Below are 20,333 nucleotides of genomic sequence, written 5' to 3'. Positions count from 1 at the left end.
TCAATGATTTGCTGGCGATTGGATGCGATAATACCGCTTCTTCCCAAGCTCGATTGCCTGCCATGCCACAATTTGCTCCGCTCCAGAATGACACTTTCCTGCGCGCCTTGTTGCGCCAGCCGACCGAGCACACCCCTGTCTGGCTGATGCGCCAGGCGGGCCGCTACCTGCCCGAATACCGCGCCACGCGCGAGCGGGCCGGCTCCTTCCTGGGCCTGGCAAAGAATCCCGATTACGCCACCGAAGTGACCTTGCAGCCCCTGGAGCGCTTCCCGCTCGACGCGGCCATCCTGTTTTCCGACATCCTGACGGTGCCCGACGCGATGGGCCTGGGCCTGTATTTTGCCGATGGCGAAGGCCCGAAGTTCGAGCGCCCGCTGCGCACGGAGCAGGATGTGAAGGCCTTGCAAGTGCCGGACCTGGAGTCGCTCGACTACGTTTTCAAGGCCGTCACGCAAATCCGCACGGAACTCAATGGCCGCGTGCCGCTGATCGGTTTTTCCGGCAGCCCGTGGACCCTGGCGTGCTACATGGTGGAAGGCAGCGGCTCGAAAGAGTTCCATACCATCAAGAAGATGCTGTACAACCGTCCTGACCTGATGCACCACATCCTGGCGATTAACGCCACCTCCGTGGCGCAGTACCTGAATGCGCAAATCGATGCCGGCGCGCAAGCCGTGATGATTTTCGATTCCTGGGGCGGTGCGCTGGCCGATGGCGCCTACCAGGAATTCTCGCTGGCCTACATGCAGCAAGTGGTGGCGCAGCTGAAACGCGACAAGGATGGCGTCAAGATTCCCGCCATCGTGTTTACCAAGGGCGGCGGCCAGTGGATCGAGCAGATCGCCGACATCGGCGCCGATGCCGTGGGCCTGGACTGGACCGTCAACCTGACGCGCGCGCGCCAGCTGGTCGGACATAAAGTGGGCTTGCAGGGCAATCTCGACCCGGCCATCCTGTTCGCCAGCCCCGAGCAGATCCGCGCCGAAGTGGCGAAAGTGCTGGGCGCCTTTGGCGCGCCGTCGGCAGGCACGGGTCACGTGTTCAACCTGGGCCATGGCATTTCCCAGTTCACGCCGCCGGAATCGGTGGCAGCCATGGTGGAAGCCGTGCACAGCATGAGCCGCGCCATGCGCAGCGGCCAGTAATTTCACCGCATTGCCCTGATACAGGGGCAGAGAGGCAGGCTTTCCAGCGAAAGCCTGCCTTTTTCTTTGCTGCGCCCTAGCAGGAAATACCGACTTATGCACAATTTTTTTTGCTGCGGAAATAAGAGGCAGTCGAAAATCCATGCCCGGGGATGCTCTGCAAGTGCTTGATTATTAAGAAATAAAAAATGCCTTGCCCGGCGGACTTTGTTGCAATTGATAAGGTTATTCTTCCGTTCGCCAGCCTTATTCCTTCATTGTCCACAAAGTTATCAACAGATTCTGTGGATAAAATTAAAAAGTATTTTGTTAACCGATACTTAGCGTCGAAGTTCAGATTTCACCTGAAGTGCATGTTGCACTGCATGATCATTCAACAATGTTTCGCCGCCCGCCAGGCAAAACCGAACGCTTGCCCGGCAATTGTCAACTTTGCCGCATATGGTGGAGATTTTTGCGCAAGGCATGCATCAAAACGGTGCTTATTCCTGTATAAAAAAATCAGAAATGGTTCAGTTATGCACAGCGGCGGAAATGCCCCACGGATTTATCGCCTTTCGGGGATCAATTTTTAAGTCATTGATTTTAAATAGTTAATTTTTCTTGCGTGCCCCTCTTGACGGCGATCAAAATTCTCTGTCCACATTTTTATGAAAGTTAATTTTGCTTTGTCCACAAAGTTATCCACAGAATTTTCTTCAGGCATGATGCCACGCTGTCCCGCCTGCTGTTAGGCGTTTGACGGACGAAACAAGTATCATGGCCCGCTGGCTTGATGCCGGACCTCCCGGCGCGCGATTGACCCTGCCGCGCGTTTTTTTATAAGATAGGCCAAACCCCATGTCGCAGTGCATTTTGACGTCGTGCATCCTGAAAGTCGCGCTCGACACGCCCCTGAACGCCCTGTTCGACTACCGCTGGAATGCGGCGGCGGATGCGGACGTCGGCGCGGACGTAGCGCTGCCGCAAGTGGGGCAACTGGCGCTGGTGCCGTTCGGCCGGCGCGAAGTGATGGGGCTGATCGTCGGCATCTCAAGCAGTACCGACGTGCCCGCCGCGAAATTGAAGGACGTGCTGGCCGTGCGCAGCCAGCTGGCGCCGCTGTCGGAACAGTGGCTGGCGCTGGCCGCCTTTGCCGCCGATTACTATCAGCGTCCGCTGGGTGAAGTGGCGCTGCCGGGTTTACCGAAGAACTTGCGCGTGCTCACCACCGTGGCGCTGGACCGCGCCATCAAGAAGCTGGCCAAGCTGGCCGATGCGCACGATGGCACGCCGCTGAACATGCCGGCACTGAATGCCGCGCAGCAGGAAGCGGCCGACGCCATCGGCGGCGCCTTGGGTTTCAAGCCGACCCTGCTGTACGGCGTGACGGGCAGCGGCAAGACGGAAGTGTATCTGCAAGCCTGCGCCCAGGTGCTGGCGCGCGACGAGGCGGCGCAAATCCTCATCCTGGTGCCGGAAATTAACCTGACACCCCAGCTGGAAGGCAATATCCGCGCGCGCTTTCCCGGCGTCATGCTGGCCACCCTGCACAGCAGCCTGTCCGAAGGCGAACGCATGCTGCACTGGCTGGCCGCCCACCAGGGCCAGGCGCGCATCGTGCTCGGCACGAGATTAGCCATCCAGGCCTCCTTGCCGAAACTCAAATTGATCGTCATCGACGAGGAGCACGATCCTTCCTACAAGCAGCAGGAAGGCTTGCGCTATTCCGCGCGCGACCTGGCCGTGTGGCGCGCCTGGCAATTGCAGATTCCCATCGTGCTGGGCTCGGCCACGCCCTCGCTGGAAAGCTGGCACCACGCGCAGACGGGGCGCTACCGCAAGCTGGAACTGCGCGAGCGGGCTGTCAAGAATGCGGTGTTGCCACGCGTCAAGATCCTCGACATGGAGCGCGACAAGCCGAAAGATGGCCTGACGTCGCACCTGGTGGCTGCATTAAAACTGCGCATGGAGCGCGGTGAGCAGTCGCTGCTGTTTTTGAACCGGCGCGGCTATTCGCCCGTCATCTGCTGCGAATCGTGCGGCTGGATCAGCAATTGCACGCGCTGCACCTCGTTCATGGTGCTGCACAAGCCGGAACACCGGCTGCGCTGCCACCATTGCAGCCTGGAACTGCGCATTCCCCGCCATTGCCCCACCTGCGGCAACGTCGATTTGCAGCCGCTGGGACGCGGCACGCAGCGCGTGGAAGAGGGCTTGCAGCAATTGTTTCCCGAGGCACGCATCTTGCGCATCGATGCCGATTCCACGCGCAAGAAGGGCAGCGCGCAGGAAGCCTTCGACACCGTGCATCGGGGCGAAGTGGATATTCTGATCGGCACGCAGATGGTGGCCAAGGGCCACGATTTCAAAAAGCTGACGTTAGTGGGCATTTTGAATCCGGACACGGCCCTGTTTTCGCAGGATTACCGCGCCAGCGAACGCCTGTTCGCCCAGCTGATGCAGGTGGCGGGCCGGGCCGGGCGGGCCGCGCAGACGGAAGGCGGCAGCGTCAGTGAGGTGCTGATCCAGACGCGCTATGCGCGCCATCCGCTGTACGACGCCGTCGTCAACCACGATTACGACCATTTCGCCACCACCTTGCTGGAAGAGCGGGCGCAGGCGGCGTTGCCACCGTACCTGTTCCAGGCCCTGCTGCGCGCCGAGGCGCCCGAGCTGGCCACGGCCATCGAGTTCCTGCAGGCGGCCAAGGAGTGCATGGCGCACCCGCAAGTGACCATCAATGACCCGATTCCCATGAGCATGACGCGCGTCTACAACGTGGACCGTGCCCAGCTGCTGCTGGAATCGCCCTCGCGGCCCGCGCTGCAGGCGTTTTTAAAAGAATGGTTAAGTGAGCTGCGCGCCATGAAGTCGCGCGTGAAATGGTCGCTGGAAGTGGACCCGCTGGATATTTAAGTTAATTCAGGTAATTGCGCGCCGACTTGACGATCTGCTCCGACAGCAGCTTGGTAAACGGCGTGTCCAGGGTCCAGGCATGCCAGCTCAGCGGTACGTCCAGGGTGCTGCCCGGCAGCAGATCCACGAGGCGCTCCGTTGCCAGCGCTGGCGCGGCCAGGCGCTGCGGTATCAGGCCGTAGGCCAGGCCATCCAGGACGCAGCTGCGGCGCGCCGCTTCCACTGGTAAGGTGTGGTGCGGAAATGCTTCGCGCAGATTGAGTTGTTCAGCAAGGAAACGCGCCAGCAAGCCGTGCTGGCCCACCACGGCCGGTGCCAGCTGCACTGCCTCGGCAATAAAACCATCGCCGAACCAGTGGCCCGCAAACACGGGCGTGGCCACGCAGACATAGCGCAAGGTGCCCAGCGGCGTGACGCTGGTGGCTGCCGCCGCGTCCAGCGCTGTACCGGACTCGGCCGCCACGCAGCCAAACACCGTGCCGTCGCGCACCATCTGCAAGGCGCTGTCGCTGTCGGCCAGACGCACGTCAAGCTGGCAGCGCGGCGGCGCCAGCAGGGCGTATAAAGTGTCGGGAAACCACGTGGCAAGGCTGTCGGCATCGATGGCGATGGCGATTTCCGGCATGCTGACGCTGTTGCCCAGGTCGATGTCGAGCGATGCTTCCATCAGCTTGACGTTGCGGTGATGCACGATCAGGCGCTGGCCCAGGCCCGTCGGCACGGCCGGCTGGCCACGGATGATCAGCAAGCGCCCGCTGGCGTCTTCCAGCGCCTTGATGCGCTGTGATACGGCCGACTGGGTGATGCCCAGCGCCAGGGCGGCCTTGTCGAAACTGCCATGGCTGGCCACGGCGTCCAGCACGGCCAGCGCGCGATAATCGAGTGATCCCATTAGCTCAGCTTATAAATTCAAAAAATGATTAGTTATACTAATACATATATTGCAGCAAAGTAAAACCTTATTTTCGGCAAACGGGTAGTATCGAACGCTGTGAGCAACCTCAGTGGGATGGACAGCACGATGAAAACACTACAAGTGGACGTGGCCGTGATCGGCAGCGGTACGGCCGGCATGACGGCGCACAAGGCGGCGCGCATGCAGGGCAAGCGCGTGCTGATGATCGAAAGCGGGCCGTACGGCACGACGTGCGCGCGCGTGGGCTGCATGCCCAGCAAACTCTTGATCGCGGCGGCCGAGGCGGCCCATGCGGTAGCGAGCGCGCCGGCTTTTGGCGTGCATGCGGGCCCCGTGCGCATCGACGGCCAGCAGGTGATGAGCCGGGTGCGCAGCGAGCGCGACCGCTTTGTCGGGTTCGTCCTCGACGGCGTCAATGCCATCCCCGACGAAGAAAAACTGCGCGGCCATGCGCGTTTTATTTCCCCCGGCACATTGCAGGTGGATGAACACACGCTGGTGGAAGCTGCCAGCGTGGTGATTGCCACCGGTTCCACGTCCATCGTGCCGCCCGAGTGGCGGGCGGCGGGCGACAGAGTCATCACCAGCGACGCCGTGTTCGAATGGACGGACTTGCCGCAATCGGTCGCCGTGGTCGGCGGCGGCGTCATTGGCCTGGAACTGGGCCAGGCGCTGGCCCGCCTGGGCGTGCGCGTGACCCTGTTTGCGCGCGGCAATAAAGTCGCGCAGCTGACGGACCCGCTGGTGCTGCGCGAGGCGGGCGCCGTGCTGGCGCGCGAACTCGACATCCGCTTCCAGACCACGGTGGCGCACGTGGAAAAAACACCGGATGGCAGCGGCATCGTGCTGACCAGCCGCGATGGCGATGGTCAGGAAAAAACCGAGCAGTTCGAGTATGTGCTGGCCGCCATCGGCCGCCGTCCGAACGTGGATCACATCGGCCTGGACACGGCACAAATCGAACTCGACCGCCACGGCATTCCCCTGCATGACCCGCACACCATGCAGTGCGGCAAGAGCGCCATCTTCATCGCGGGGGATGCCGACAACGCCTTGCCGCTGCTGCCCGAAGCGGCTGACGAGGGCCGCATCGCGGGCGAGAATGCGGCGCGCTTTCCTGACGTCAAACCTGGCTTGCGCCGCACGCCGCTGGCGATCGCCTTCACGGAGCCGCAAATCGCTACCCTGGGCGCCACCTACCAGCAACTGTGCGTGAGCCACGCGGGCCGCTTTGCCGTGGGTGCCGTGTCGTTCGGCAACCAGGGCCGCAGCCGCGTGATGCTGCAAAACCAGGGCTTGCTGCGCGTGTATGCGGAGTTCGGCAGCAAGCGCTTTCTCGGCGCCGAGCTGATCGGCCCACGGGCGGAACACTTGAGCCATTTGCTGGCCTGGGCATGCCAGGCACAGCTGACGGTGCCGGCCATGCTCGACATGCCGTTTTACCACCCCGTCATCGAGGAAGGCGTGCGCACGGCCTTGCGCGAACTGGCGCTGCACCTGGAAAAAGACCCGGAACACGCACCGGGCTGCGCCGATTGCTCGCCTGGCGTCTGATGCAATTTTGATATTTACACAATTTTGTAGACAAGCGCACATGATTGCGCGATCATCGTTGCCACATTGGAATATTGATTAAAAGCAAAAAACATTTCAAATGGTATATGGCCACGACCACCCGATGGTAAAAAGGGTGGCGGCTAGCGATGACGGAGACGATGTGAAAATTCGGCGCATTTATGCGGGAGAACTCGCCCTGGGCGTGGCCCTGCCCTGGGACGTGCATGATGAGACGGGCAGCTTGCTGGCCAGGCTGGGACATGTCATCAGCAGCGAGAACCAGATCGCATTGCTGCTGGCGCGCGGCGTCATCGCCGATACCAGTGCCGACGTGCCGCGCACGGCGACGGAAGCGCCGTCGGCCCTGCGTATGCTGAACCTCGTCACGGCGGGGCTGGCCCTCGTCTTGCCGGCCATTGCCGCCGGGCAGGCGGGCAGCCACGTATCCTTGGTGCCGCTGGCGCAGCTGGTGGAAGAGGCGGTGGCACTGGATGCCGATGTGGCGCTGGCCTGCATCTTGCACAACCAGGGCGCGGGCGACTTTGCCGTGCGCCACAGCGTCGACACGGCCGTCATCACGGCCTTGCTGGCGCGCGCCCTGAAACTCGATGATGGTGTGATCCGCAGCGTGCTGCTGGCCGCGCTCTCCATGAATGTGGGCATGCTGGAACGCCATGCGGATTTCCAGCACAAGGCGGGCCCGCTGGACGCGCAGGAGCGCGCCTATTTGCGCGCCCATCCGCAAGCGGGTGTCGACTTGCTGCGCGCGGCGGGCGTGACGGACGCCGTCTGGCTGCAAGCCGTGCTGCAGCACCATGAAAATATCGATGGCAGCGGCTATCCGCTGGGCACGCAAGGCGAGGCGATCGGTATCGGCGCGCGCCTGATCATGCTGGCCGACCGCTATTGCGCGCGCGTGTCAAGGCGCAGCTATCGCCAGCCCTTGCTGCCGAACGTGGCCCTGCGCGAAATGCTGATGGCCGACAAAGCCACTCTGGATGCGCCGCTAGCCTCGCTGCTGGTGCGCGAGCTGGGCATCTACCCGGTCGGCACCTTCGTCAAACTGTTGAATGGAGAAATCGGCGTCGTCACGCGCAAGGGCTTGAATGCCACCACGCCCCACGTGCAGTCGCTGATCGGCCCCCGTGGCGCACGCCTGGATGTGCCGCTGCGGCGCGATACGCGCGTGGACTTGCACGCCATCCGTGAAGTGCTCAGCGCGGAGCAGGCGGGGCTGCAGTTTCGCCCCGACCAGCTGTGGGGCCGCAGCGCCAGAGCTTAATTCAGTTCAGCAAGCCCGCATCCAGCCGTCCCTCGGCCGCCAGTTCGCGCATGATGCGCACCGTGTCGATGTCGGACTCCTTGTAGGCGGAGCGGCGGAAGTCGTCGTACAGGGCGTTGGCCGCATCGGTGGCCGCGTCGTGGCCGTCGTCGTACTGGAAGCGCACCCACAGGCTCGCTTCATCGGGCATCTCGATGGTCATCACCAGCGAAGACGCGCTGATATCCTGTTGCGCCGGCACTTCGTAGCGCACCTGCAGTTGCGGCACCAGCACTACCCTGTCGTTGATGACCAGCTCGCCATAGCGCAGGCTGCGCGCGAAACCGGCGTCGCTGCGCTCGCTGATCTGGCACTCGTCCAGGTGCGGCACGAACAGCCTGGGTGACTCGGCGCGCAAGACCAGGCCGCGCCAGACTTGTTCCAGGCTCAGGGTGTCGATCAGCGGGTTGAGCGGATCGTTGATTTCAATCAGGTGTTCAAATTTCATGGGACTGTCATTCGGTAAGTGGGCGCGCACGCGCGATATAGGCGGAATGGTACTCCAGCGCTGACATCGCCGCACGCATGGCATGGGCCAAGATGGCGGCACAGCACGAGATATCCATGTTATTGCCTGTTTTTCAGGCATGGGCCGCCATGCAATTGGCCCGCGCGACGCTGTTACAATGGGCTGCTGTTCCCTGCGGAAATACCCTGATGTCCAAAGCACCACAGTTCGGTCTGAATGCGCCCCAAAGCGAAGCGGTTACCTACCTCGACGGCCCTTGCCTGGTGCTGGCGGGCGCCGGTTCGGGCAAGACGCGCGTGATCACGCAAAAGATCGCCCATCTGATCGAAGACCGTGGCTATGACCCGCGCACCATCGCCGCGCTGACCTTTACCAACAAGGCGGCGCTGGAAATGCAGGAACGCATCGCCAAGCTCTTGAAGCAACCGCGCCAGGCCAAGCAGTTGACGGTATCGACTTTCCACTCGCTGGGCGTGAAAATCCTGCGCCAGGAAGCCAATGGCGTCGGATTGAAAGACCGCTTTTCCATCATGGACAGCGACGACTGTTTTTCCCTCGTGCAAGACTTGGCCATTACCACCGATAAACAGGTGATACGCGGCATCCAGAGCGCCATGTCCTTGTGGAAAAACGGCCTGATCGACCCGGACACGGCGCTGGCGCAAGCCAAGGATGAGGACGAGGCGAACGCGGCGCGCATCTACCGCAGCTATGTGGCAACGCTCTCCGCCTACCAGGCCGTCGATTTCGACGATCTGATCCGCTTGCCGGTGGAACTGTTCCGCAACAACGGCCCCGTGCGCGACAAGTGGCAGCGCCGCCTGCGCTATCTGCTGGTCGACGAGTACCAGGATACGAATACGTGCCAGTACGAACTGGTGAAACTGATGGTGACGGGCATCGGCAAGAAGCCGATGTTTACGGCCGTGGGCGACGACGACCAGGCCATTTATGCCTGGCGCGGCGCCACCGTGGAAAACCTGAAGACGCTGGAAACGGATTTCCCCGACTTGCGCGTCATCAAACTGGAGCAGAATTACCGCTCCACCATGCGCGTGCTGAACGCGGCCAATGCCGTCATCGGCAACAACCCGAAACTGTTTGAAAAGTCGCTGTGGTCCGAACATGGCCTGGGCGAGCCGATCAAGGTGCTGGGCATGCAGACGGACGAGCAGGAGGCGGAGCAGGTCGCCATCATGATCTCGGCCGACCATTTCGAGCGCAAGAACAAGTTTTCCGATTATGCGATTTTGTACCGGGGCAACCACCAGGCGCGCATCATCGAGCAGTGTCTGCGCAAGGAACGCATTCCGTACACGATTTCGGGCGGCCAGAGCTTCTTCGACAAGGCCGAGATCAAGGACATCATCAGCTATCTGCGTTTGCTGGCCAACGAAGACGATGACCCGGCCTTCATCCGCGCCGTGACGACGCCGCGCCGTGGCGTGGGCCAGTCGACCCTGGAAGTGCTGGGCGCGTTTTCGGGGCAGTGGCAGTGCTCGCTGTTCCAGGCCGTGTTCAAGGGCGGTATCGAGGCCAAGCTGACGGACCGCCAACTGGGGCCATTGCGCGATTTCTGCAACTTCATCAACGATCTCGAATCGCGCGCCAGCCGTCCCGGTGCGGCCGGCAGCGGCGACAACGCGGCCGAAGTGCTGGACGACATGATGAAGGAAATTCACTACGAATCGTATCTGTACGATGCCTTCGAGGAACGGCAAGCGCAAAGCAAGTGGCAGAACGTGCTGGAATTCGTCAACTGGCTGAAGGAACGGGGCAGGGGCGGCAAGGACCGCGACGGCGAAGAAAAGAACGTGCTGGAACTGACGCAGATGGTGGCTCTGATGACCATGCTCGAAGGCAAGGACGAAGAGCAGGATGCCGTGCGCATGTCCACCTTGCACGCCTCGAAAGGGCTGGAGTTCCCGCACGTATTCCTGGTCGGTGTGGAAGAGGGCATCTTGCCGCACAAGGGCGACCCTGACGCACCGGCCGAAACCATCGCCGCGCGCATCCAGGAAGAGCGCCGCCTGATGTATGTGGGCATCACGCGCGCCCAGCGCACCTTGCACGTCACCTGGTGCAAGAAACGCAAGCGGGCCGGTGAGCAAGTCCATTGCGACCCGTCGCGCTTCATCAAGGAAATGCAACTCGACGTGGGCGACGCCGTGCCGACCGAGTCGGAAATCATTTCGCCCAAGGAACGGCTGGCGCGCATGAAGGCCTTGCTGGCCACGCCGAAGGCTTAAGCGGCGTTCACGCTTCCACGGCGCCGTCCGGCGTGGTTTTCGGCACGATGGCCAGCTGCATGCCCAGCGCATCGAGCATCTTTAAAATGGTTTCGAAGCGCGGTTTGCTGCCTTCGCGCAAGGCTTTATACGCGCCTTCGCGTGTGATGTCGGCCCGCGCCGCCACCTTGCCCATGCCGTAGGCACGCACCACGTCGTTCATGGCGGCCTGGAACAGCTCGGCGTTGCCGGTGGCGACGATTTCGCTCATGTAGGCGGCCACGGCGGCTTTGCTGGTCAGGTGTTGCGCCGGATCAAATTTGCTCAGGCCTAATGCTTCCAGGTCGTCGAGGTCGAAGGTGTCGTGTTGGATGTCCTGGTTCATGTCTTTCGTGCTCCTGTGGATGCCGCCGCCGCTTTCTTCAGGGCCGCCTGCCGGGCTTTCAAGTCCTTGAGTATCGCTTGCGCCTGCTTTATGTCGCGTTGCTGGCTCGATTTGTCTCCACCCAGCAGCAACAAGATCAGCGTGCCCCGATTCGTTTCGTGAAAATACACGCGCCAGCCGGGTCCCGTCTGTAAAAAACGCAGCTCGCACACGCCTTCGCCCACTGGCCGCCAGTCGCCCTTTTTACCATGCTGCAAATGCTTGATGCGCGCATCGATGGCGGCCGCCGCCACGTCGTGCAGGGAGTCTTCCCAGCGCCGGTATTCGGCCGTCTTGCGCGTGTCGATCAGGTCAGGCAAGGTGGATACGTCCATTGTAATCGTTTGTTCTCATTCGTCAAGCGGTTTGATTCAGCCATCAGGGAAGAATAGGCAGAAATGGCCACCGGACCGATGGGGAATGGACGAGGTTTGTGCTGGCTCATGCCGCTGCGGCGGTAGAATGCCGCTTTCAGTCAGGAATCACCGAGAGCACCATGGACAATGCAGAACAGATGGAAATACGTTTCGTCGATATCGAAATCAAGCTGGCGCAGCAGGAAGACCTGGTCGAGTCGCTGAACCAGATGGTGTACCAGCAAGGCAAGCGCATCGACCAGCTCGAGGCGATGCTGCACAAGCTGGGTGAGCACGTGCGCGACGGAGCGCAGCAGGCAAATGGCGGACTGGTGAACGAACGTCCGCCGCATTATTAATCAAGGCAATTGCCTGGTTACCGCTGCTCGTCCAGCGCGGTCCATACCGGCAACTGGTGCTTGCGCCGGTCGCGGGCATAGACGCTGGCCATGGCGATGCCAAACAGGCTGCCTGCCGCGCAGGCCGCCACCAGCGCCGCCAGGGGTGATAACGGGGTGGCGGCATCGGGCCGCGACCAGAAAAAAATCCACATGATCAGGCCCCAGAACATGCCGAACCAGAGTCCCATGCCGAGCGCGGTACGCAGGAAGGACTGGAAATGCGGCGGCGCAACCTGCACGCCGGCCTTCCACAACAGGCGTATCAGCGGCGGCGCGTAATGGCTGCGGGCCATGCCCGTGCTGCTCAACAGTTCCAGGGCGCGTGTCTTGCGGTGCTCAAAGCTCATGGATTCTCCGTGTATTGTTGCCTAATGGATACTATATGCCATACAGGTCAGCTGAGTATTGATATTTTTCATTGGTACGGGCAGAGGAGCTGCCGTATTGGCGTGCATGTCCGGAGAGTCGGGCATGAAAACCTTTCGTATATGGGCGTATCGCTACCATCGGTTTTGCTGGTGACGCAAGTGTGTCAGGCTGTTATTATTTCAGGCTGGCCCGCGACACAATCGCGGCTCTCTTGCGTTTCTTGAAAGAAGACATGACCCGTCCTACAATGCTCGTCATCGCCGCCAGCCTGATGCTGGCACCAGCCGCCGCCTTTGCCGCCACCACGCTGCCTGCCACTGCCGCTACCGCGGCCGCCGTCTTGCCCGCCTCGAACCCGTTCGCGCAAGCGAGCAGCCTGCCATTCAACTACCCGCCGTTCGACAAGGTGCAGGATGCCGACTACGCACCCGCCTTTACGGCAGGCATGGCCGCCAACCTGGCGGAAATCAACGCGATTGCGAATAACCCGAAAGCGGCCACGTTCGACAACACCATCGTCGCCATGGAACGCTCGGGCCAGCTGCTGAGCCGCGTGCGCACCGTGTTTTCCGTGATGTCCGGCTCCAACACGAATGAGACGATCCAGGGCCTGGAACGCGAACTGGCGCCGAAAATGGCGGCCCACAGCGACGCGGTCATGCTCAACGATAAATTGTTCAAGCGCATCGACAGCCTGTACGCCAAGCGCGACAAGCTGGGCCTCGATGCCGAATCGAAGCGTTTGCTGGAACGCTATCACACGGATTTTGTACGCGCGGGCGCCAAGCTGTCGGCGGCTGACAAACAAAAGCTGCGTGCCTACAACGGCCAGCTGGCGGCCCTGTCGACCAAGTTCGCGCAAAATGTCTTGAAAGAATTGAACGCCTCGGCCGTCGTCGTCGATACGCGCGAAGAACTCGACGGCCTGTCGCCGGCCGCCATCGAAGTGGCTGCCGGCCTGGCCAAGAAGCGCGGCCTCGATGGTAAATACGTGATTGCCCTCGTCAACACGACGGGCCAGGCGCCGCTGTCGCTGCTGACCAACCGCGCCGTGCGCGAACGCATCATGGCCGCCTCGCAAGCGCGCGGCAGCCGTGGCGGCGAGTTCGACAATACCGCCGAAGTGCTGGAACTGGCGAAACTGCGCGCCGAACGTGCCGCGCTGATGGGCTACCCGAATTACGCGGCCTACTCGCTGGAAGACCAGACGGCACACGACACCACCGCCGTGAACGCCCTGCTGGGCGAGCTGGCGAAGCCGGCCGTCGTCAATGCACGGCGTGAAGCGGACGATATCCAGAAGGTCATCGATGCAGGCAAAGGCGGCTTCAAGGTGGGCGCTGCCGACTGGGCCTTCTATAGCGACAAGGTACGCGCCGAACGCTACAACTTTGATGAGACGCAACTCAAACCGTACTTTGAAATGCATAGCGTGCTGACCAAGGGCGTGTTCTTTGCCGCTGGCAAGTTGTACGGCCTCACCTTCAAGCAGCGCACCGACTTGCCCGTCTACACGTCCGACATGCTGGTGTACGACGTCTTCAATGAAGATGGCACGCAGCTGGCCATCTTTACGCTGGACCCTTACGCGCGCAGCAACAAGCGCGGCGGCGCCTGGGCGAATGCCTACGTGGGCCAGTCGGGCTTGCTGAATCGCAAGCCGGTGATTGCGAATAACCTCAACATTCCAAAGCCGGAAGCGGGCCAGCCGACCCTGATGACTTTTGACGAAGTCAATACCATGTTCCACGAATTCGGCCATGCGCTGCACGGCATGTTTTCGAACGTGAAATACCCGCGCTTTGCCGGCACCAGCGTGCCGCGTGACTTTGTTGAATATCCGTCGCAAGTCAATGAAATGTGGGCGCTGTGGCCGGAAGTGCTGCAAAACTACGCCAAGCACTATCAAACGGGCGCGGCCATCCCGGCCGAACTGCTGGCCAAAGTGACGGCGGCCGACAATTTCAACCAGGGCTATAAAACCACGGAATACCTGGCGTCGGCCCTGCTGGACCAGCGCTGGCACCAGCTGACCCCGGCACAGATCCCCACCGACGTGCTGGCGTTTGAAAAAACCGCCTTGGCGCAGGCTGGCGTCGATTTCGCCCCGGCGCCGCCGCGCTACCGCACCACGTATTTCTCGCACGCGTTCGCGGGCGGCTACTCGGCCGGCTACTACGCGTATCTGTGGTCGGAAAAGCTCGATGCGGACACGGTCGAATGGTTCAAGGAAAACGGCGGTTTGACGCGCAAGAACGGCGACTGGTTCAGAGCCAAGTTGCTGTCGCGCGGCGGTAGCGCCGATGCGCTCGACATCTACCGTAACTTCCGCGGCCGCGATGCGAAGATCGAGCCGCTGCTGCAACGCCGTGGCTTGAACGGCAAGTAAGTCGGCAAGTAAACAGTAATGCCGTTCAGTTAAGCTGTCCGACGCATTGAAAGGCAAAGGTGTCAGGCGTAAAAACGTAAAAATGGCGGGCCGGAGACGCGAGCCCGAGAAAATGCCGATGGCGGCGTTGCAGCTCCTAGCCGTACATGCGTACTGTCTTCGTCGCAGCGCCTTGCCCTCGACATTTTTCAGGCTCGCTTGGCCCGGTACACCTGTGCGGGCGACTGGGGCTTTAATCCGTTTTGCAGGTCTACTGGTCGCGTAAGGGCGCTATCTGAACGGCATTAGCAAGTAAACAGGGGTATTCCCGGCGTCAAAGCCGGGTGAATGGGAAAAGGCTGCCAAGCGATTGGTAGCCTTTTTTATTTGGCGATGTTGATTGTAAACCGTGGTAAACCGCGCATTTGGCGTGATGCACCACAGGATCACCCATGTTGGATGACGCCTGTGTGACAGGCTGCTATGATCTGCCACTGGCCCGCGACGCGATCGCGGTTCTTCCCCGCGCTTCCTGAAAGATGTCATGATCCGTCCACAACTGCTCGTCATCGCTGCCAGCGTCATGCTGGCCCACGCCGCTCCATCCGCCCTGGCCGCCACCGCTGCCAACTCCGCACCCGCCGCCATCAGCGCCCAGAATCCCCTGTTGAAAGTCAGCCCGCTGCCATTCCAGATGCCGCAGTTTGGTCTGATCAAGGACGGTCACTACGCGCCGGCGTTTGCCGAAGGCATGAAACGCCAGTTGGCCGAAGTCAACGCGATTGCCAACAACCGCCAGGCGCCCACGTTTGAAAACACCATCGTGGCCCTCGAGCGCACAGGACAGCTGCTGCACCGCGTGCAAAGCATCTTCAGCAACATGACCTCGACCAACACGAATAGCGTGCTGGAAGCGGTGGAAGTGGATGTGTCGCCCAAGCTGGCCGCGCATGGCGACGCGATCACCCTGAATCCGAAACTGTTCGCCCGCATCGACACCCTGTACGCCAAGCGCGACAAGCTGGGCCTCGATGCCGAATCCTTGCGCTTGCTGGAACGTTATCACACGGATTTCGTGCGCGCCGGCGCCAAGCTGTCCGATGCGGACAAGGAAAAATTGAAAGCCTACAACGCCGAGCAGGCGGGCCTGGAAACGGCCTTCGCGCAAAACGTGCTGAAGGAAACGAATGCCAAGAGCATCGTCGTTGACACGCGCGCCGAACTGGCAGGCATGACGGACAGCGATATCGATACGGCAGCCGCTGCCGCCAAGGAACGCGGCTTGACGGGCAAGTTCCTCATCGCCCTGGTCAACACCAGCGGCCAGCCTCCATTGGCCGTATTGACGGATCGCAAGACACGTCAGCGTTTGATGGATGCGTCGCTGAACCGGGGCAGCCAGGGCGGCGAGTTCGACAACCGCGCCATCGTGCTGAAGCTGGCTAAATTGCGCGCCGAACGGGCCACCTTGCTCGGTTACGCCAATTACGCCGCGTATTCGCTGGAAGACCAGACGGCCAAGACGACGACCGCCGTCAACACCCTGCTGTCGGAACTGGCGAAACCGGCCGTCGCGAATGCGCGCCGCGAAGCGGCCGACTTGCAGCAAGTGGTCGATGCGGAAAAGGGCGGTTTCCAGGTGGCAGCGGCCGACTGGGCCATCTACACGGACAAGCTGCGCAAACAGCGTTTCAACTTTGATGAAAACGAGCTGAAACCGTACCTGGAACTCAACAGCGTGCTGAACAACGGCGTCTTCTTTGCCGCCAATAAACTGTATGGCATCAGCTTCAAACAGCGCACTGATCTACCGGTGTACAACCCGGACGTGCGCGTCTACGACGTGACAGACGCCAACGGCAAGCCGCTGGCCCTGTTCATCGCCGACTTCTATGCGCGCGGCAACAAGCATGGCGGCGCGTGGATGAATGAATACGTGTCGCAGTCATCGCTGATGGGCACGCATCCTGTCATCGCCAACCAGTTGAATATTCCGAAGCCGCCTGCGGGCCAGCCGACCTTGCTGACCTTCGATGAAGTGACGACCATGTTCCACGAATTCGGCCATGCGCTGCACGGCATGTTCTCGAACGTGAAATACCCGCGCTTTGCCGGCACCAGCGTGCCGAGCGATTTCGTCGAGTATCCATCGCAAGTCAATGAAATGTGGGCCGTCTGGCCGGAAGTGCTGCAAAACTACGCCAAGCACTACCAGAGCGGCGCGGCCATGCCGCAGGAATTGCTCGATAAAGTCACGGCTGCGAAGAAATTCAACCAGGGCTTCATGACCACGGAATACCTGTCGGCGGCCCTGCTGGACCAGCGCTGGCACCAACTGGCGCCGAGCCAGATTCCGACCGACGTGCTGGCCTTTGAAGCGGCATCGCTGAAAGACGCGGGTGTCGACTACGCACCCGTACCGCCGCGCTACCGCACCAGCTACTTCTCGCACAGCTTCTCGGGCGGCTACTCGGCGGCATACTATGCCTACCTGTGGTCGGAAAAGCTGGACGCGGAATCAGTCAACTGGTTCAAGGAAAACGGCGGCCTGACGCGCAAGAATGGCGACTGGTTCCGCAGCAAATTGCTGTCGCGCGGCGGCAGCGTCGATGCGCTGCAACTGTTCCGTGACTTCCGCGGCCGCGATGCTACCGTGGAACCATTGCTGGAACGCCGCGGCTTGAACGCGAAGTAAGTCGTCCTCATCTGAAGCTTGCGTTGCGTTGACATGGCGCACGCAAGCTTTCTGTGCCGGCGGCGTAGAATTGAGTAAGATGTAAATGAAGACGTAACCAAGGCAGTCGAAAGAGTATATGAGTCAGCAAGATTTGAATGGCATTACCCTGGAAGGTATCGTGACGCGCCTGCACGCCCATTACGGTTGGGACGGCCTGGCCAAGCACATCGATATCAATTGCTTCATCAGCGATCCCAGCATCAAGTCGAGCCTGAAGTTTTTGCGCAAGACCCCGTGGGCCAGGAGCAAGGTGGAACAATTGTTCCTGGACACGCAATTTACTGACTGACAGGAAAAAGATATGGATAGCAAACTCAAGGAATCGTTGCAACAGCTGCAATCGACCATCGCATCTGGCGATCCTGTGGATGAAGAAACGCATGGTTTGCTGCAAAAGCTCAATGGTGATATTCAGCAACTGCTGGAAAAGCGCGCCGCGCAGGAACAGGACGAAGAGTCGACCACCTATGGCCTGGCCGAGCGCAGCCAGGAATTGTCGGCCAAGTTCGCCGTCAAGCATCCGAAACTGGAGCCGGCGCTGCGGGAACTTGGTGAGATTTTGGCGAATATGGGGATCTGATGTAACCCGGGGAAAAGCTGGGGTCAGACCCCTGAAGGGTCTGACCCCAAGGGCCACATTTCCCCAAGTGATTGAAAGATAAACGTTTTTTGTACTGAAATCCAACAGTAAAAAGCAGGCCGTCAGGTTGGAAATGGCCAATTCCGGTACAATCCGTACCCTATGAGCTCCCCTACCAATTTATTTGCGACCGTTCCCAAGCGGTCTGCCCGCGCTGCCGTGGCGCCTTTCCTGCCGATGTCGCGTGCCGAGATGGACGCGCTGGGCTGGGACCAGTGCGACGTCATCCTCGTCACGGGCGACGCCTACATCGACCATCCGAGTTTCGGCATGGCCCTGGTCGGCCGCCTGCTCGAAGCGCAAGGCTACCGCGTCGGCATCATCAGCCAGCCGGACTGGCTGTCGGCCGACGCCTTCCGCATCCTCGGCAAGCCGCGTCTGTATTACGGCATTACCGCCGGCAACATGGATTCCATGGTCAACCAGTACACGGCCGACCGCAAGATCCGCTCCGACGACGCCTACACGGCGAATGCCGAACCGAATAAACGCCCGGACCGCGCCGTCACCGTGTACGCCCAGCGCGCGCGCGAAGCGTATCCCGACGTGCCGGTGGTGATCGGCAGCATCGAAGCGTCGCTGCGCCGCATCGCCCATTACGATTACTGGTCGGACAAGGTCCGCCGTTCCGTCTTGCCCGATTCCAAGGCTGATTTGTTGATCTTTGGCAATGCCGAACGGGCGCTGGTCGATTTGACGCACCGTCTGGCCGCTGGCGAAGCCATCAAGGATATCCGCGACTTGCGCGGCACGGCCTTCATGGTGCCGGCCGGCTGGTTGCCCGGCGACGACTGGGGCGTGCACAATTCCACCCGCGTCGATGTACCCGGCAAGGTCGATCCGCACTACAGCCCGTACGAGATGGTGCAGGAAGACAAGACCGCCTGCGCCACGGAAAATGCCTCGAAATCGGCCGAAGTCATCAAGCCGATCCGCATCATGAGCCGCGAAGAGCGCCTGGCCATGGCCAAGGAAAAGCACGACAAGACCGTCGTGCGCCTGCCCGCCTACGATGTCGTCAAGGATGACCCCGTCATGTATGCGCACGCCTCGCGCGTGTTCCACCTGGAATCGAATCCCGGCAATGCGCGCGCCATGGTGCAGGCGCACGGCGAACGCGACGTGTGGCTCAACCCGCCGCCACTGCCGCTGGCCATGGACGAGATGGATGGCGTGTACGACATGAATTACGCGCGCGCGCCGCATCCGAGCTATGGCAAGGCGCACATCCCCGCCTGGGAAATGATCCGCTTCTCCGTCAACATCATGCGCGGCTGTTTCGGCGGCTGCACCTTCTGCTCGATCACGGAGCATGAAGGCCGCATCATCCAGAGCCGTTCGGAACCGTCGATCCTGCGCGAAATTGAGCATATCCGCGATAAAACCAAAGGCTTTACGGGCACCATTTCCGATATGGGTGGTCCGACGGCGAATATGTACCGCCTCGCTTGCAAGGACAAAGAGATCGAAGTGTCGTGCCGCCGCCTGTCCTGCGTGTATCCGTCCATCTGCGTGAATCTGGGCACGGACCACAGCAAGCTCATTTCCCTGTACCGCAAGGCGCGCGCCATTCCAGGCATCAAGAAAGTGCTGATCAGCTCGGGCTTGCGCTACGACCTGGCCGTGCGTTCGCCCGAATACGTGAAGGAACTGGTGACGCACCACGTCGGCGGCCTCTTGAAAATTGCGCCCGAGCACACGGAAGAGGGCACTTTGTCGAAGATGATGAAGCCCGGCATCGGCGCGTATGACGAGTTCAAGGAAATGTTCGACCGTTTCTCGCTGGAAGCGGGCAAGAAGCAATACCTGATCCCGTACTTCATTGCGGCCCATCCGGGCACGACGGACCTGGACATGCTCAATTTGGCCCTGTGGCTGAAGAAGAACAATTTCAAGCTGGACCAGGTGCAAACCTTCATGCCTACGCCGATGGCCATGGCGACGACCATGTATCACACGCGCAAGAATCCCTTGCGCAAGGTGACGGCAGACTCGGAAGTGGTGGAAACGGCGCGCAGTGGCAAGATCCGCCGCACGCACAAGGCTTTCCTGCGCTACCAGGACCCGGCCAACTGGCCGATTTTGCGCGAAGCGCTGGTCAACATGGGCCGTGGCGACTTGATCGGCAATGGCGACAAGCACTTGATTCCTGCCTGGACCTCGTCCGAGTCGGGTGGCCTGGCCGCAGGCGAACGCAGCCGCCAGACGCATGGCGCCGGCACGCCGGACAAGTTCAAGGTCACGCCGGGCAAGAACCGCATCGCCCTGGGCGGCACGGCTGCCGCGCCGAAAGCATCGGCGGCGGAGTCGAAAGTGCGGCCCTCGATCTTGTCGACCATCAAAACGAAGGCCAAGCCGGCCGCCGTGCCGATGGGCCGTGGCAGCAAGCCGCCCGCCAAGGGCGGCCATGCCGCGCCGGCACGGGGCGGGCGCAAGTAAACTGCCCTCGGCGCCTCGGGCATCACCTGAAAACCCGGCAACGCACCCTGCGTTGCCGGGTT

The 20,333-nt window shown here is 61.2% G+C and carries 16 protein-coding genes; 11 read left to right on the top strand and 5 right to left on the bottom strand.

Going from position 1 to position 20,333, the window contains the following annotated elements; translation table 11 throughout:
• Positions 1-62 precede the first annotated feature (62 nt).
• Both hemE and CNX70_RS00505 read left to right on the top strand, forming a co-directional pair.
• Positions 63-1,148 (top strand): uroporphyrinogen decarboxylase, encoded by a 1,086-nt coding sequence (gene hemE, locus CNX70_RS00510; RefSeq protein WP_096232599.1) that lies wholly within the window; start codon positions 63-65, stop codon positions 1,146-1,148.
• 840 nt (positions 1,149-1,988) lie between these two features.
• Entirely contained in the window at positions 1,989-4,046 is a 2,058-nt protein-coding gene (locus CNX70_RS00505; RefSeq protein WP_096232597.1) for a primosomal protein N', read from the top strand.
• A 1-nt stretch (position 4,047) separates the two neighbouring features.
• Here the strand turns inward: CNX70_RS00505 and CNX70_RS00500 are convergent, their stop codons facing one another.
• A complete protein-coding gene (locus CNX70_RS00500; protein ID WP_096232595.1) occupies positions 4,048-4,938 on the bottom strand; it encodes an ArgP/LysG family DNA-binding transcriptional regulator in 891 nt (296 codons plus the stop codon).
• A gap of 129 nt (positions 4,939-5,067) precedes the next feature.
• On the opposite strand from CNX70_RS00500, the gene CNX70_RS00495 reads away from it, so the two are divergent.
• Both CNX70_RS00495 and CNX70_RS00490 read left to right on the top strand, forming a co-directional pair.
• Positions 5,068-6,516, top strand: a complete 1,449-nt coding sequence (locus CNX70_RS00495; protein WP_096232593.1) for a dihydrolipoyl dehydrogenase — start codon at positions 5,068-5,070, stop codon at positions 6,514-6,516.
• 163 nt (positions 6,517-6,679) lie between these two features.
• On the top strand, positions 6,680-7,801 hold the full coding sequence (locus CNX70_RS00490) for an HD-GYP domain-containing protein (protein ID WP_244198989.1): 1,122 nt from the start codon (positions 6,680-6,682) through the stop codon (positions 7,799-7,801).
• Between the two features lies 1 nt (position 7,802).
• On the opposite strand, the gene CNX70_RS00485 is transcribed toward CNX70_RS00490, so the two are convergent.
• The gene (locus tag CNX70_RS00485) at positions 7,803-8,288 is read right to left on the bottom strand and encodes an SRPBCC family protein (protein WP_096232591.1); all 486 of its coding nucleotides are present in this window, start codon (positions 8,286-8,288) and stop codon (positions 7,803-7,805) included.
• A 209-nt stretch (positions 8,289-8,497) separates the two neighbouring features.
• Between CNX70_RS00485 and CNX70_RS00480 the strand changes: the two genes are divergently transcribed.
• On the top strand, positions 8,498-10,558 hold the full coding sequence (locus CNX70_RS00480) for a UvrD-helicase domain-containing protein (RefSeq protein ID WP_096232589.1): 2,061 nt from the start codon (positions 8,498-8,500) through the stop codon (positions 10,556-10,558).
• A 7-nt stretch (positions 10,559-10,565) separates the two neighbouring features.
• Here CNX70_RS00480 and CNX70_RS00475 read toward each other — a convergent pair whose 3' ends face one another.
• Entirely contained in the window at positions 10,566-10,922 is a 357-nt protein-coding gene (locus tag CNX70_RS00475; RefSeq protein ID WP_096232587.1) for an addiction module antidote protein, read from the bottom strand.
• Positions 10,919-11,296 (bottom strand): type II toxin-antitoxin system RelE/ParE family toxin, encoded by a 378-nt coding sequence (locus CNX70_RS00470; protein ID WP_244198988.1) that lies wholly within the window; start codon positions 11,294-11,296, stop codon positions 10,919-10,921. The genes CNX70_RS00475 and CNX70_RS00470 overlap by 4 nt, the downstream gene beginning before the upstream one ends.
• A 161-nt stretch (positions 11,297-11,457) precedes the next feature.
• Between CNX70_RS00470 and CNX70_RS00465 the strand changes: the two genes are divergently transcribed.
• Positions 11,458-11,676 (top strand): SlyX family protein, encoded by a 219-nt coding sequence (locus tag CNX70_RS00465; RefSeq protein WP_046683207.1) that lies wholly within the window; start codon positions 11,458-11,460, stop codon positions 11,674-11,676.
• A gap of 17 nt (positions 11,677-11,693) precedes the next feature.
• On the opposite strand, the gene CNX70_RS00460 is transcribed toward CNX70_RS00465, so the two are convergent.
• Positions 11,694-12,065: a DUF6404 family protein gene (locus CNX70_RS00460; protein ID WP_096232585.1), complete on the bottom strand. Its 372-nt coding sequence runs from the start codon at positions 12,063-12,065 to the stop codon at positions 11,694-11,696.
• Positions 12,066-12,319: 254 nt separating this feature from the next.
• Here CNX70_RS00460 and CNX70_RS00455 point away from each other — a divergent pair, with 254 nt between their 5' ends.
• The 5 genes from CNX70_RS00455 to CNX70_RS00435 all read left to right on the top strand — a co-directional run bounded on the left by CNX70_RS00455 (position 12,320) and on the right by CNX70_RS00435 (position 20,271).
• A complete protein-coding gene (locus CNX70_RS00455; RefSeq protein WP_244198987.1) occupies positions 12,320-14,476 on the top strand; it encodes a M3 family metallopeptidase in 2,157 nt (718 codons plus the stop codon).
• A 523-nt stretch (positions 14,477-14,999) separates the two neighbouring features.
• Positions 15,000-17,150: a M3 family metallopeptidase gene (locus tag CNX70_RS00450; protein WP_096232581.1), complete on the top strand. Its 2,151-nt coding sequence runs from the start codon at positions 15,000-15,002 to the stop codon at positions 17,148-17,150.
• 118 nt (positions 17,151-17,268) lie between these two features.
• The gene (locus CNX70_RS00445) at positions 17,269-17,481 is read left to right on the top strand and encodes a VF530 family protein (protein WP_070219603.1); all 213 of its coding nucleotides are present in this window, start codon (positions 17,269-17,271) and stop codon (positions 17,479-17,481) included.
• A 12-nt stretch (positions 17,482-17,493) separates the two neighbouring features.
• Positions 17,494-17,772, top strand: a complete 279-nt coding sequence (locus tag CNX70_RS00440; protein WP_071075022.1) for a DUF4404 family protein — start codon at positions 17,494-17,496, stop codon at positions 17,770-17,772.
• A 237-nt stretch (positions 17,773-18,009) separates the two neighbouring features.
• A complete protein-coding gene (locus CNX70_RS00435) occupies positions 18,010-20,271 on the top strand; it encodes a YgiQ family radical SAM protein (RefSeq protein WP_218968380.1) in 2,262 nt (753 codons plus the stop codon).
• Positions 20,272-20,333: the final 62 nt, after the last annotated feature.

Source organism: Janthinobacterium svalbardense (assembly GCF_002327145.1).
Lineage (GTDB): Bacteria > Pseudomonadota > Gammaproteobacteria > Burkholderiales > Burkholderiaceae_D > Janthinobacterium > Janthinobacterium tructae.
The sequence above is the reverse complement of the archived record's forward strand: the minus strand, read 5'-3'. Positions and strand labels throughout refer to the sequence as shown.

Bases quoted from the DNA above. Each gene is read 5' to 3' on its own strand.
- CNX70_RS00440 (WP_071075022.1), top strand. From the start codon at position 17,494: ATGGATAGCAAACTCAAGGAATCGTTGCAACAGCTGCAATCGACCATC.
- CNX70_RS00475 (WP_096232587.1), bottom strand. From the start codon at position 10,922: ATGAACCAGGACATCCAACACGACACCTTCGACCTCGACGACCTGGAA.
- CNX70_RS00455 (WP_244198987.1), top strand. From the start codon at position 12,320: ATGACCCGTCCTACAATGCTCGTCATCGCCGCCAGCCTGATGCTGGCA.
- CNX70_RS00500 (WP_096232595.1), bottom strand. From the start codon at position 4,938: ATGGGATCACTCGATTATCGCGCGCTGGCCGTGCTGGACGCCGTGGCC.
- CNX70_RS00435 (WP_218968380.1), top strand. From the start codon at position 18,010: ATGTCGCGTGCCGAGATGGACGCGCTGGGCTGGGACCAGTGCGACGTC.
- CNX70_RS00505 (WP_096232597.1), top strand. From the start codon at position 1,989: ATGTCGCAGTGCATTTTGACGTCGTGCATCCTGAAAGTCGCGCTCGAC.
- CNX70_RS00480 (WP_096232589.1), top strand. From the start codon at position 8,498: ATGTCCAAAGCACCACAGTTCGGTCTGAATGCGCCCCAAAGCGAAGCG.
- CNX70_RS00495 (WP_096232593.1), top strand. From the start codon at position 5,068: ATGAAAACACTACAAGTGGACGTGGCCGTGATCGGCAGCGGTACGGCC.
- CNX70_RS00470 (WP_244198988.1), bottom strand. From the start codon at position 11,296: ATGGACGTATCCACCTTGCCTGACCTGATCGACACGCGCAAGACGGCC.
- CNX70_RS00450 (WP_096232581.1), top strand. From the start codon at position 15,000: ATGATCCGTCCACAACTGCTCGTCATCGCTGCCAGCGTCATGCTGGCC.
- CNX70_RS00460 (WP_096232585.1), bottom strand. From the start codon at position 12,065: ATGAGCTTTGAGCACCGCAAGACACGCGCCCTGGAACTGTTGAGCAGC.
- CNX70_RS00485 (WP_096232591.1), bottom strand. From the start codon at position 8,288: ATGAAATTTGAACACCTGATTGAAATCAACGATCCGCTCAACCCGCTG.
- hemE (WP_096232599.1), top strand. From the start codon at position 63: ATGCCACAATTTGCTCCGCTCCAGAATGACACTTTCCTGCGCGCCTTG.
- CNX70_RS00445 (WP_070219603.1), top strand. From the start codon at position 17,269: ATGAGTCAGCAAGATTTGAATGGCATTACCCTGGAAGGTATCGTGACG.
- CNX70_RS00465 (WP_046683207.1), top strand. From the start codon at position 11,458: ATGGACAATGCAGAACAGATGGAAATACGTTTCGTCGATATCGAAATC.